Source organism: Salicibibacter cibi, assembly GCF_016495865.1.
Classification (GTDB): domain Bacteria; phylum Bacillota; class Bacilli; order Bacillales; family Marinococcaceae; genus Salicibibacter; species Salicibibacter cibi.
Window position 1 is genome coordinate 3,016,941 of the sequence record NZ_CP054706.1, and the last position, 13,219, is coordinate 3,030,159.

Below are 13,219 nucleotides of genomic sequence, written 5' to 3' on the forward strand. Positions count from 1 at the left end.
CGTCATTCCTTTCGATGCTGCTGTAAAAGCGACTGGATTTTTTCACGTTTCTCACTGACGCGTTTTCGTTTTTCTTCGTCACTTGCTTCTGCCATTTCACCGGTCAACCACTTCGGCAAACGTTCTGTGCGCTGGTTCTGCTTTTTCTGTTGCTGTGCTTTTGTATTGGTATTGGTATTGGTTCTTTTTTGTGGTTTTGCACCCTTACCTCTATACTCTTTTTTGGCAAGTTCCATCGCCTCTTCGACCGTTTTCAAGTTTTCTCTCGACCAGTGGCCCGCGATTTTCTCCACGTGATTTCTGTCGAGTTTACGGTCGTTCACTCGCATCACATAATCAATCAGCACGTTGGCCACTCCCGGGTTCAACTGGTAGTCAAAAAGCAACGATTCCGCCAAACGCGCATCCGCGGGAGGGACTTTTGCCTCCTTATCCGGGAAACTTGCAAGCAGCGTTAATGGGGGAGTTGTTTCATAGTAGCGAATAGCCGCGCTCGCTTCATCCAACGGCTCTTCTTTGGACGCGTCTCTCTTTTCCGGCATCTCGCCGGGGTCATCCGTACGCAACCCAAGTGCCGGAGGTGCCTGTCCATAGGACATTCGATACCATTCCTGAACTTTTTTACGCAAGCGAGGAATGTCCACTTCTTCATCCCCCACAAGCGCTTGCTGAACAAGTTGGCTCATGGAAGCGGCGTCGACACGGTAAACAAATGCAAGCCGGTTTACTGCCTTTTTTACATCGGAAGTCAGAAGTGCTTCACGGTTAAAAAAGGATGGCAATCGCTGATATAAAAGGTCAAAATCAAAAAAATTCTCCTGTATAGCTACCTCAGGGCTTTCGGGACCTGCCACAAGAGGCTCATTGCTTTCTCCTGTCCATTGCTCAGCATTTGGGATAAGTTCCGAAGGGTGAAGAGAGGTAAACACATCGCTAAAGGAAGCGGTCACTTCCGACCAGTCGCCTTCCATTTCCGGGATGATAAACTGTTGACGCAAGCGGCGGTATTTGTTTTTCCCCGTGCGATTGTATAAAAAAACGCTAAGTACATCGTCGGAAAAAAATGCTTGCGGAGACATGGGCAGAAGAAGCTCATAAGAAAATTGCCGATCTTCGTCCTCGCTCACCGCCAATGCGTATGTTTTTAATAGTCCGATACCCTCGAGTTTTCGGCGGGCTTCCAAAAGCGTCGACAAGTTTTCGCCGGTGACAATCATGAGTTCACGATGTGTCGTCCCTTCACATTCATAAACCCCGCGCGTCAAACGATGGTAAAGCGTTTGATAAAGATTCACGGCTTGAGCCCCGATCAATGGCTGATAGAGTTGCGTAAGCACTTGTTTGTCTGTCGCCCTGGAATCTTGTGTCATACGAACACGGAAACCATCCACAGGCAACACTTGCTTCCAGGAGCCTTCCATGTGTGCATCATCTCTTTTCGGATCCGTTTTCCTCATTTTGATGGATCAGTTCTTCCAATTCATTAATGAAAACATTGATATCTTTAAATTGCCGATAAACAGAGGCAAAACGAACATACGCCACATCGTCAATTTTCGCCAAATGTTTCATGACCTGCTCACCTACCGTGTGACTGGACACTTCGGCCTCTCCGTCATTTCTTAACTCGGCCTCAACTTTTGTAATAATACCCTCCAGTTTTTCAAGCGCAACCGGCCGCTTTTCGCAAGCACGAATAAGTCCGCGCAACATTTTTTCACGGCTAAACTCTTCGCGATTTCCATCTTTTTTAACAATAATGAGCGGTGTAACCTCCACAACTTCAAACGTTGTGAAACGATGGAAACATGACTCGCATTCCCTGCGACGCCGTATAGACTTATGGTCGTCGTGCGGACGCGAATCGAGGACGCGGGCACCGTTTGCTTGACAGGCCGGACAGCGCATCGAATAACCTCCATTTCATCCACTGATTATAGTTTATCATATCATTTTCGTTCCCTGTTTTGGAAGTAAGGAGTTTGTATATGAAAAGACGCCCAACCTTCGTTGAACGCCTTTTCATGACAGTGATCTATCCATTCACCGTTGAAGTTTTCGCTGCTTTTTGTGCAATAAGGCGTACGAGGTCTACGACCCGGCATGCATAGCCCCATTCATTATCGTACCAGGCAAGCACTTTTACTTGTCGACGGTTAATGACCATCGTTGACAATGCGTCAATGATCGAAGAATGATCATCTCCGTTATAATCAACGGAAACTAAAGGCTCATCCGAATAAGCCAGAATCCCATTCATCTCTTTGTTCGCTGCCGAACGAAATGCATCATTAACTTCTGTTTCTGTTACCTCTGTCTTCAAATCACAGACAAGGTCTACCAAAGATACATTCGGGGTCGGTACCCGTAACGAAGATCCGTTCAACTTCCCTTCAAGATGAGGCAGAACCTTTGAAATGGCTTTAGCCGCTCCGGTCGTCGTTGGAATAATGGATTGGCCGCACGCCCTTGCCCGACGCAAGTCTTTATGCGGATTGTCTATATTTTTTTGATCGTTCGTATACGAATGGACCGTTGTCATTAAACCGCTCTCGATGCCGAACGCTTCATCCAATGTTTTAACAACCGGTGCGAGGCAATTCGTTGTACATGAGGCATTGGAAAGAATATGATGGTGCTCATCGTCATAATCTTCATCATTTACGCCAATGACGATCGTCGCGTCCTCATCTTTCCCGGGGGCTGTGATCACGACTTTTTTTGCTCCTGCTTCCAAGTGGGCACCTGCGCCCTCTCTAGTTTTAAATTTACCGGTGGATTCAATAACCACGTCAATATCCAGCTCATCCCAAGGCAACTCCAACGGATCCCGGGATTGTACGATTTTAATTTCTTTTCCATTCACGATAATGGCTTCATCGTTGGCCTCCACCGCCGCTTCAAATCGCCCATGAACCGTATCATGCTTGAGCAAATGCGCGAGTGTTTGCGGGGGATACGTCGCATTCACAGCAACAATGTTTAATGCATCATCAAAAAAAGCCCTGCGAAATGCCATTCTCCCTATACGGCCGAAACCATTAATCGCCACTGTTGCACTCATCTTGATTGCCTCCCATTAATGATATACTAATTAGCTTCATTATATCGATTAGTATATCATATAACAATCGCTCGTTCGATGTTTATGGTTCAGAAAAGGCACAAACCATCGTCCCGAATGAAAGAAGGGTGAATCAATCACCCTCTTTCACCCCCCATTTCGTAAGGATATGTAATAATTGGTTTTTTGATTCGGTGCGGCTGCCATTGTTATCGACAACCGCATCCGCGTAATTTTTTTTCTTCTTTAACGGCATTTGCGAACGTATCCGTTCAAGCGCCTCTTCTTTCGTACTTCCGTCCCGTTCCATCAGCCGTTTTAATTGCACACCTTCGCTGACATACGCAAGCAGCACACGATCCACAGTATTCGTTCGTCCATTCTCCACGAGCAAAGGGATGTCGAAAATAAGCGTCCGATTTCCCTCGTTCATCAGCGCTTCTTTTTTGTTCATCATTTCCTTTTGAATCGCCGGATGTGTAATCGCATTGAGACGATTCCGTTTTTCTTTATCGGCAAAAATAATGCTGCCGAGCGCTTTGCGGTCCAACGTGCCATCATCATGAAAAACATCATCTCCGAAAAAATTTTTGATTTCCTCGTACGCCGGTTTTCCGGGCTCAACGACCTCCCGGGCAACCGTATCTGCATCGATGATTGGCAGGTCCCAGGCCCGCATGTAATCCGCAAGTAAACTTTTCCCGCTGGCAATTCCGCCGGTAAGTCCTATGATCATATTAACCTCCCTCTTTAAATGAAATTAAACACCCCGATGCAAACGATAAGCAAGCCGGGCAAAAAAACCAATTTATCGATGGTTTTTCGGCCGGAAAGTTTAAAGCCGCCTTTTTTACCAAGAACCAAAAATACCGAGCACATTACGAACACGAACACTGCAAAGACAAGCACCGAATGTCCGAGCATCGCAGCGCCAAAACCGGCCCCAAAAGCATCCAAGGCGAGGGCAAAACCTAGGAGCATCGCTTCTTTAATAGAAATCGTTCCTGAACCATCCATATCAGCAGTGGTTGGCTTTCGCAACACTTGGATGACGAGTCCTAATTTCTTAATTTCCCAGTTGACCATCGTTCCTTCTGTATTTTTACGGACGGGCGGCCTTTGTGGCTGTTCATTCGATTGCGCCCCTTGATAGATCGCCCATGCCCCAATTGCGATAAGAATGGCGCCCCCCAAATAATCCGCAAATTGAGAGGGGATATATTGAAACACAACTCCAGCGAACAACCCTGCTATTAAAGCAGATATAAATGAGCATAAACCGATAAGTACGACCGGCAACATGGAGATTTTAAGTTTGCGCATGCCGTACGTCATCCCAACACCGAATGCATCCACACTAACCGCGAAAGCAAGCACGAGTAATGCGACCCAGCCTTCCATCAGACATGCTCCCTCCAGCTATCTATTTAACATAGCCTATGACAGGAGCCCATCCAATGTACTTCATTCCGAGGGCTGGCAATTTGGGCAATGGTGCGTTCCGCGTCCGGCAACGACTGTTCGTTCGATTTTCCCTGCACATTTTTTGCATGGTTGCCCTTTACGGCCATACACATACAATTGTTGCTGAAAATACCCCATTTCCCCATTCCCGTTCAAATACGAACGAATGGATGAACCTCCGGATTCGATGGCCGCTTCCAAGGTTGAAATCGTTTCTCGATGTACGCGTAATATCGTGTCATCATCAAGCGAAGCAGCCGGGCGCCCGGGAAAAATCCCGGCGCGAAACAACGCCTCATCTACATAAATGTTTCCAAGCCCGGCAACAACGGACTGATCAAGCAACACAGCTTTTACATTGCGGGTCGTTTTCGCAAATTTCCCCCGTAGGTAAGAAAGCTTGAAGGAAGGATCCATCGGTTCCGGACCTAGCTTTGAAAGCGGTGCAACACCAAGTTCTGTGCCTTTTGGAAACAAATGCATCGTCCCAAATTTACGCACATCGTTGTAATGAAGTTCACTGTTGTCGTGAAGAAAAAAGCGTACATGCGTGTGTTTCGTTGGCGCTTCCTCACTTAGGCTGTATTTCCCTTCCATGCGTAAATGGGAGACGAGCGCATAATCATCCAAACCAAAGATCAGAAACTTTCCTTTTCGATCAATCTGTTGAATCGTTTGTCCCGCGAGAAAAAAACGAAACGCCTCCACGTCATCCGGCTCCTTTATCATTTTCGGCCATCCGACTTCCACATCCATGATTTGCTTCTTTTGCACGAGTTTCGTTAACGTTCTCCTTACGATTTCCACTTCCGGCAACTCTGGCATAACTTCTCGTTTCTCCTCACTTCGCTTCGTACCATGTTTGTCCGTGCGCTACATCGACAACGAGCGGCACATCGAGGGCAATTGTTTCCGTCATCGTCTCGGTAACGAAGGTTTGCATTTGTTCGATTTCTGTCGGGGGGACCTCAAAAATCAGCTCGTCATGAACTTGTAACAGTAGGCGACTTTGCAATCTTTGTCTCGTCAAATCATCTGCTACATCAACCATCGCTTTTTTAATAATATCGGCAGCCGTTCCCTGAATGGGTGTATTCATCGCTGTTCGTTCCGAGAAACTTCTGCGGTTAAAATTACGGTCGTTAATCTCGGGGAGATAACGGCGGCGATTTAACAGAGTCGTGACGTAGCCCTCATCCCGGGCATGGAGCACCGCTTCGTCCATGTATTTCTTCACATTCGGATAACTTTCAAAATAACGGTCGATAAATGATTGTGCTTCTTTTCTTGTGATCCCGAGATTTTGGGATAGTCCATAATCGCTAATGCCGTAGACAATTCCGAAGTTCACCGCTTTTGCCTGACGCCGCATCGTATCGGTAATTTCTTCATTTCCAACGTCAAACACATCCATCGCTGTTTTCGTATGGATATCTTGTCCTTCGTGAAAAGCCGCTTTTAATTTTTCATCTCCGGACATATGGGCAAGCACACGCAATTCAATTTGTGAATAATCGGCGGCTAAAATAACCCAGCCGGATTCTGAAGGAACAAAAGCTTTGCGTATTTTTCTTCCTTCTTCAAGGCGAATCGGGATGTTTTGCAAATTCGGTTCAGCAGAACTCAAACGGCCCGTTTGTGTGATCGCTTGGTTAAAACGCGTATGGATTTTGTGCGTATCTGCATGAATGACTTTGAGAAGTCCATCGATATACGTCGATTTGAGCTTCATCACTTGCCGGTAGTGCAGCAGTTTCGGAATGATTTCATGCTCTCCCACAAGTTTTTCAAGAACATCAGCGGCAGTAGAGTACCCGGTTTTTGTTTTTTTGATTACCGGAAGTTCAAGCTTCTCAAAAAGAATCGGTCCCAACTGTTTCGGGGAATTAATATTGAACGTTTCACCGGCAAGGGAATGAATATCTTGTTCGAGCGACTGCAGACGTTCGTCAAGCTCCTTGCCCATATCAAGCAACTGTTGTTGATCCGTCATAACTCCTTGCAGTTCCATCTGCGCAAGCACCAATGATAAAGGAAGCTCCATCGTTGAAAACAGACCGCTTTGTTCATTTTCTTCCAACTCGGAACTAAGGGCTTCCTTCACCTTCCAGAGCGTAGCCGCTTTGCGAGCCAGGTGGTCATTAAGTGCCGCAGCTTCGGGCTTCGCAAACTTCGCACCTTTCCCATACACGCTTTCATCCGCTAAAACCGTGTGTAATCCCCGTCGCTCAGCAATATCCGCTATGTCGTGCGCCGATAAAGAAGGGTCCAGGAGATATGATGCAATGAGGGCATCAAAAGAAACGGCTTTGATCGTGATGTCCTTCCATCCCAAAGCCACGATGACGCGCTTGGCGTCAAATACGTACTTTTTCTTTTTTTCATCGGATAACCAATCGCGAAAAGCATCCGTTGCGAGCGCGATCTCCGCGGGGACGGTGAACGATCCGTTCTCATTTACAATGCTGACGCCCCAAATATCGGCATTGTGGTAATTCTCTACCGGCACTTCGACAATAAGACCCGCTGGTGACGTGAGCATTTCGTCTGTCACTTCTTCCATATGCCGAAACTCAAAATCTTCAAGTGCCGCTTCCTCTTCCTTTATGTCTTCGTCGGTTGTAATTTGGTTCATTAAAGAATTGAACCCGTATTCTTTAAAAAGCTGCCGTACGGCTTTGCTATCATATCCCTCATAGGAAAGACGTTCCAACCCAAGATCAACCGGTGCTTCCCGGTTAATGACTGCCAATTGTTTACTCATAAGGGCTTGATCCCGGTATTCTTTCAGGCGATCCCTCATTTTCGGGCCAGATACATCATCAGCATGGTCCAGAACGTCTTCAATATTGCCATATTCAGCCAATAATTTAAGTGCCGTTTTTTCACCGATTTTGGGAACCCCCGGAATGTTATCCGATGAATCCCCGCCGAGCCCTTTCATGTCAGGAATGTGTGTGGCCGGTATGCCATACCTTTCAGCGATTGCGTCAGTGTCATACCAATCAACATTCGTAATGCCCTTTTTCGTAATCGCGACGTGTGTCCGATCGGTCACAAGCTGAAGCAAGTCCTTATCTCCGGTGTAGATGCGAACCTGCCAGTTCTCGTCTTCAGCACGTTTGGCAAGCGTCCCGATAATATCATCGGCTTCATATAACTCGACCTGAACGGCGTTAATGGTAAACGACTGTAAAACTTCCTGAATAATCGGTAGTTGTTCCGAAAGCTCCGGCGGCGTTTTCTGACGGTCACTCTTATACTCTTCAAATTGCTCATGCCTAAAAGTTGTTTTCCCGGCATCAAAAGCGATAAGCATGTGCGTCGGTTGTTCTTCTTCCAAAATTTTAAGTAGCATCGTTGTAAAACCATAGACGGCGTTAGTGTAGACCCCTTTATCGTTCGATAAGAGGGGCAGGGCATAAAAAGCGCGGTATGCCACGCTATTTCCGTCTACAAGCACGAGTTTGTTCATAAGTCGCAAGGCTCCTTTCGGCCAACCTGTATATCCTGATTTTATTCTATCATAATTGCCTCTCGTGAACATAAATAACATCCCCCGGAGATGGGGGATGTTATTGGTTTATATACTATATCTTTATTATTGATCGAGTTCTTTAATGTTATTAATGGGCAACCCTGTAACTTTTGATATATATTCAGGTTAGTGACCCTTTAATCGGTGTCCGCTGCCTGTTCGGGTGTTAATTGCACGGTTAGTGACCCTTCGAGCGTGGTTTTTGCCTCTGTTCGGGTGCTAATAACTCGGTTAGTGACTCTTTAACCCGATTTTTCACGACTGTTCGGGTCCTAACCCCGTAAGGAATGAGCCCCAGAGCATTTATCATTGTTTGTTTAACGGAGTGAATCAAACGACTTTGCTATATCAACTTATTAATCAGTTCCTTGGCGGTCATGGATTCACTTTCTTTCACCGCTTCACTTCTCTTCATAACGATCAAATGCTTTCTTTTATTATAACAAAAAAGGTGGCTTGTACATGGCAGGTTCGAGGCGCCTTTCGCCGCATCGTTTATCAGCCGAAAACGCCATTTTATGTGCCAAAACAAACGATTTACCAGCCACTCCATTCTTTCGGAAAGCAAATCGTAAACATCGTGCCCACGTTCGGTTTGCTCTTTGCCTCAATCGTACCTTCATGCGCCTCCAATAAGTGTTTAACGATGGCTAAGCCTAGGCCTGTGCCGCCCAGATCGCGACTCCGTGCTTTGTCAACACGATAGAAGCGTTCGAATACGCGCGGCAGGTCCTGTTTTTCAATACCTATCCCTGTATCACTCACTCGACAGACGATGAACTCGGCCTCCTCGTAAATATTTAGCTCTACTTCCCCACCTTCTCCGGTGTATGCGATGGCGTTCGTTAGTAAGTTCAAGAGTATTTGCTTTATTCGAGCCGCATCGCCGATCATTTCCTTGTTCCCCTCACTCGAAACGTTAAATTGTAACGATTTGTCATCTGCTTTTTTTCTTAATAAACGCTCTGTTTCCGCTCCGATTTTCGAGAGATCGATCGGTTGTAAATTCAACTGGAAGTTGTGAGTTTCAATGCGTGACAACTCGAGCAAGTCGCCCACCAAATCTTGAAGACGATCACTTTCCTTCCAGATTATTTCCAAAAACTGTCGTTGAACATCCTGATTCTCCATCGACTCGTTGAGCAATGTTTCAGCGAACCCTTTAAGTGACGTGACCGGTGTCTTTAATTCATGGGAAACATTGGCCACAAAATCTTTCCGTATCTCTTCCAGCCGTTTCACACCTGTGATATCATGCAAAACCACGACCACGCCATGTAATTGACTTTTGCTATTAGTGACCGGCGTTCCGTAAGCTTCATAATGCTTTACAGACCAGCCATCGTCAAAATACAATTGCTCGTGCGCATGTGTCTCGGTTAAAAAGACATATTGAATGAATAGAACGAAATTATGATCATGAATGCAATCATAATAAAGATGTTCCAACCATTCACTTGTATCCGCTTGAAAAATGTCATCACACATACGGTTCGCGAGTGTTATATGGCCTCGACCATCAATGAACAAGAGACCGCTACCCATGAATTGCGGGATTATCGAGATGAATGGCGAAGAAGACCACATCCATATTCTTTTTGATACACCACCTCAAATAAATCTAGCAACCACCATTAACAGTTTTAAAACCGTCACTTCTCGATATATTCGCAAAGAATTTCCTCATCATTTGAGTGAATATTATTGGAAATCTTATTTTTGGAGTAGAAGTTATATGGTATTAACCACCGGCGGAGCAACAATGGACGTGATAAAAAAATATAGAGAGGAGCAAGGAGAACAGGACCTTAGCGCCTAATCCCCTACTAACTCAGAGATTTTGAAGGGGAATGCGGCGCTAACTTTTTGTTCAAAGAGGATCACTTTGTATTTTTGGAATAAGTCGTTTAACATAGTTTCCGTATACATTTCAGTTTTTGTATCAATTACATCGACCCATCTATACGAATGTTTAATCGTGGTGGGTCAATTTATTTATTTTGTCAATGGATAATCCCGTTGCTTCTGCAATATCTTCCAAGGACATCCCCTTAACGAATAACTTTTTAGCGATTTCCTCCTTGGCTAATTCACTACCTTCTTCTCTCCACTTCTTATCCCATTCAAACTCTTTGACGACATCATCAATCTTTTTTTGGGTATCAGGATCAAGGTCTAGCTTTTGCATCGTTTGGATCACCTCCGTAAATAATTCGGGATTGGCATGAAAAACCGCGTGAAACATAAGCAAGTACAGATCTTTCTTACTGTCTTGAAAATAGTCCATCAGAGCACGTTGCAGTTGTTCTTTTTCCTGTAACTGATTCGTCAATAGCGTCAGGTACTCGTTCTCCTTGTTGGGAAGATCTTCTTGAATGAGAAGTTGGATAGGTACATCCATCCCTTCGATGTAGTATACCCCTTCATTTTCAAAATAGACATGTTTTTCCCGCTTCTGTAGATGATCCAGGAGTTTCGTCGGCTTATACAGGCTAACAAGAGTTAATGTCATCTCACGGATGTCTATCGTGTCTATGCCTTTGTCGCCGGTGTTTTTATATAGATATACGTATGCTATAGCCTTATAGAAGTCATCAATCGAAACATAATCTCTGGGTGATTTATACTCGACAACGTTGTAATGACGAAAGATTCTGCCAATATTTTTATCAATATATGCTTCCCCGTCTTTCAAAATAAGAACGTCAACTTTCAAGGGTTCACTCGTTAGCTCAAATTCCAGCTGAAACTCCAACTCATCTGCGTATGCTTGCAATTCCAACTGTAAGGCCGCCGCAAATGACGGATGCCAAGAAATCGATTCATTCTCTTTCACCGCTTCACCTCTCTTCATAACGATCAAGTGTTTTCTTTTATTATAGCAAAAAAGGGGATGACGTGTACATGGCAGGTTCGAGGCGCCCTCGACGTATCGTTTATCAGCCGAAAACGCCACTTTATCAGCCAAATTTTGCAATATACCAGCCAAAAAAAGCAGAAACGAGTGATCGCCCCGCTTCTGCGCTACGTAGACTCTGCTATGACGACGTATAGTCGCCACCGTTAATGTGAATCGCTTGCCCGGTCATGTAGGAAGATTCATCTGCCGCTAGCATCACATAAGGCCAAGCATGTTCGGAAGGTTGGCCCGGCCGGTTGATCAAGCCGCCTTGACCGAAATTTTCAACGCCTTCTTCGTCAAACGATGACGGAATCAGCGGCGTCCATACCGGTCCGGGCGCCACTGAATTCGCGCGAATGCCTTTATCGGCAAGGCTTTGGGCGATACTGCGGATAAATGAAGTGACCGCGCCTTTCGTTGCCGAATAGTCCATGAAAATCGGGTTCCCGCGGTAAGCATTAATGGAAGAAGTGGCAATAATGGAATCACCTGCCTGCATGTGACGGACAGCGGCTTTTGTTAAATAGAAATGGGAAAAGAAATTAACCCGAAACACGTCCTCGAATTGCTCCGAAGAAACATCAAGGATATCATCGCGCACATATTGAATCGCCGCATTGTTAACGAGAATATTAATCTTTCCGAACGTCGCGACGGTTTGTTCCACGAGATCCCGGCAATGGGATTCACTTTTAATGTCACCCGGAAGGAGTAAGCATCTCGTCCCTTCGGCTTCGACCATTTTTTTCGTTTCTTCGGCATCTTCATGTTCATCCAAATAAGAAATGGCAACATCCGCGCCTTCTTTTGCATAAAGCATGGCCACGGCACGTCCAATGCCGCTGTCACCCCCGGTAATCAACGATGCCTTTCCTTTCAACTTATCCGTTCCTTTATAATCCGTCGGCTGCGCAGGCTTTGGCTGCATCTGCGACTCAATGCCCGGTTGTCTTTCTTGGCGCTGCCGTGGAGTGCTTCCGATCTGCATCTCTCGTGGATCCATTGGGTTTCCCTCCTTGAAGGCTTTGCATGTCCTCCTTGTCCATACCACTTTCACTTGGGTCTGCAAACTAAAAACTTATTTCTTTTTCTTATTGGTTTTTTCAGCATCAGATTTGATATCTACGTCTGAACCAAATTCGGTTTGCAAATTTTTCACGGCGGGATTGTCAGTACTTGAATCCTCATTTGGCAAAACGTTCCTCTCCATGTATAAGTGGAAAAATCCTTCGCCGGCGGCAATAAAGAAAGCTGAAGCAATGCAATATAAAACAAGTCCTTCAAACGGGAATAAAGCTGCACCCAATGCCCATAATCCTGCCCATACAAGGACAAAATCTACGACGGTCGCCAATGTATTTCCGAAGTTTTTCAACAAATACAAATCACCGACGAGAAACGAAACACCAGTGAGGACAACACTGACGAGCAGTATATTCGCAAACGAAACCCCGCCGAACAACCCTAGAAAAAACCATGACACAAAAGTAATCATAATCAATTTAATGATCAAGGCACCAACATACCTCAATGTAGCAACCCCCTTTTCATCTATTAGCTTGTCCTGTTTTTGGTTCATTACCCATGAACGGACAATAATGGATGACCAAGGAGGGGAAATTCTACGTCCGGAAAGCTTCCCAAAGGTCTTGCCGAGATGTTGTAACCGCTCTTGCTCCGCCTTCGATAGCTTGTCTGACATCATTGTCGGTTTCGATCAGCCCGCCTGCAATAACGTCAATTTCCGTTTCCTCGTGTACTTTGCGGATGTAGGAAGGGATAATGCCCGGAAGCAGCTCAATCACATCCGGCCCAACCGTTTCGGCCAGTTGATAACTCGTGTGAAGGGCGATTGTGTCCAAAAGGAACATCCGCTGAATCGCCATGATATTATTCTTTTTAGCGATTCGGAGCATATCGCCCCGCGTAGAAATAATACCCGCGGGTTTAATCGTTTGAGACAGAAATTCCGCCGCATACCGATCGCTTTTAAGTCCTTGTACAAGATCCGCGTGGATGATCATTTTTTTATGCGCTTCCCGTGCCGCTTTCTTCATTCTGGCAAGTTGGGAGATGTGAACTTCCAATACAACAAAAAATGCATCCTCTCGTTTTAATACACGTTCAAAATCCTTCATCTCTTTTACAGCCGGAATGATTTTCTGTCCATCAAACACATCCATCACCTGTGAACCTCTCCTCCTAAATCAAAGATTTTGATGGAGCATCCCTTATCTTAAATACGGCACAA

General features: G+C 45.5%; 12 protein-coding genes and 1 pseudogene. 1 reads left to right on the forward strand and 12 read right to left on the reverse strand.

Annotation, left to right across the window (positions count from 1 at the left end):
- Positions 1–2 precede the first annotated feature (2 nt).
- The 8 genes from HUG20_RS14965 to pnpS all read right to left on the reverse strand — a co-directional run bounded on the left by HUG20_RS14965 (position 3) and on the right by pnpS (position 9,596).
- Positions 3–1,421, reverse strand: coding sequence for a replication initiation and membrane attachment family protein (locus HUG20_RS14965; protein WP_200085500.1), 1,419 nt, complete (start codon positions 1,419–1,421; stop codon positions 3–5).
- Between the two features lie 7 nt (positions 1,422–1,428).
- Positions 1,429–1,908 (reverse strand): transcriptional regulator NrdR, encoded by a 480-nt coding sequence (nrdR, locus tag HUG20_RS14970; RefSeq protein ID WP_200085501.1) that lies wholly within the window; start codon positions 1,906–1,908, stop codon positions 1,429–1,431.
- Between the two features lie 127 nt (positions 1,909–2,035).
- The gene (locus HUG20_RS14975) at positions 2,036–3,064 is read right to left on the reverse strand and encodes a glyceraldehyde-3-phosphate dehydrogenase (protein ID WP_200085502.1); all 1,029 of its coding nucleotides are present in this window, start codon (positions 3,062–3,064) and stop codon (positions 2,036–2,038) included.
- 133 nt (positions 3,065–3,197) lie between these two features.
- Positions 3,198–3,800 carry a dephospho-CoA kinase gene (gene coaE, locus HUG20_RS14980; RefSeq protein WP_200085503.1) on the reverse strand — a complete coding sequence of 201 codons (603 nt, stop codon included), beginning with the start codon at positions 3,798–3,800 and terminating at the stop codon, positions 3,198–3,200.
- A gap of 14 nt (positions 3,801–3,814) precedes the next feature.
- Positions 3,815–4,465 (reverse strand): sporulation membrane protein YtaF, encoded by a 651-nt coding sequence (gene ytaF / locus HUG20_RS14985; RefSeq protein WP_200085504.1) that lies wholly within the window; start codon positions 4,463–4,465, stop codon positions 3,815–3,817.
- A 63-nt stretch (positions 4,466–4,528) separates the two neighbouring features.
- On the reverse strand, positions 4,529–5,353 hold the full coding sequence (mutM, locus tag HUG20_RS14990) for a DNA-formamidopyrimidine glycosylase (protein WP_200085505.1): 825 nt from the start codon (positions 5,351–5,353) through the stop codon (positions 4,529–4,531).
- 16 nt (positions 5,354–5,369) lie between these two features.
- Complete coding sequence (gene polA / locus HUG20_RS14995; protein WP_200085506.1) at positions 5,370–8,003, reverse strand: DNA polymerase I; 2,634 nt, start codon at positions 8,001–8,003, stop codon at positions 5,370–5,372.
- 600 nt (positions 8,004–8,603) lie between these two features.
- On the reverse strand, positions 8,604–9,596 hold the full coding sequence (pnpS, locus tag HUG20_RS15000) for a two-component system histidine kinase PnpS (protein WP_200085507.1): 993 nt from the start codon (positions 9,594–9,596) through the stop codon (positions 8,604–8,606).
- A gap of 16 nt (positions 9,597–9,612) precedes the next feature.
- Between pnpS and tnpA the strand changes: the two are divergent.
- A pseudogene (tnpA, locus tag HUG20_RS15005) lies at positions 9,613–9,885 on the forward strand (IS200/IS605 family transposase); the annotation flags it as partial.
- Between the two features lie 153 nt (positions 9,886–10,038).
- On the opposite strand, the gene HUG20_RS15010 reads toward tnpA, so the two are convergent.
- From HUG20_RS15010 to HUG20_RS15025, 4 genes are all read right to left on the reverse strand, one after another.
- Positions 10,039–10,902 (reverse strand): RpnC/YadD family protein, encoded by an 864-nt coding sequence (locus HUG20_RS15010; protein WP_200085508.1) that lies wholly within the window; start codon positions 10,900–10,902, stop codon positions 10,039–10,041.
- A gap of 202 nt (positions 10,903–11,104) precedes the next feature.
- The gene (locus HUG20_RS15015; protein WP_200085509.1) at positions 11,105–11,971 is read right to left on the reverse strand and encodes an SDR family oxidoreductase; all 867 of its coding nucleotides are present in this window, start codon (positions 11,969–11,971) and stop codon (positions 11,105–11,107) included.
- 75 nt (positions 11,972–12,046) lie between these two features.
- Complete coding sequence (locus tag HUG20_RS15020; RefSeq protein ID WP_200085510.1) at positions 12,047–12,499, reverse strand: YndM family protein; 453 nt, start codon at positions 12,497–12,499, stop codon at positions 12,047–12,049.
- A gap of 91 nt (positions 12,500–12,590) precedes the next feature.
- Complete coding sequence (locus tag HUG20_RS15025) at positions 12,591–13,151, reverse strand: glycerol-3-phosphate responsive antiterminator (protein WP_200085511.1); 561 nt, start codon at positions 13,149–13,151, stop codon at positions 12,591–12,593.
- Positions 13,152–13,219 lie beyond the last annotated feature (68 nt).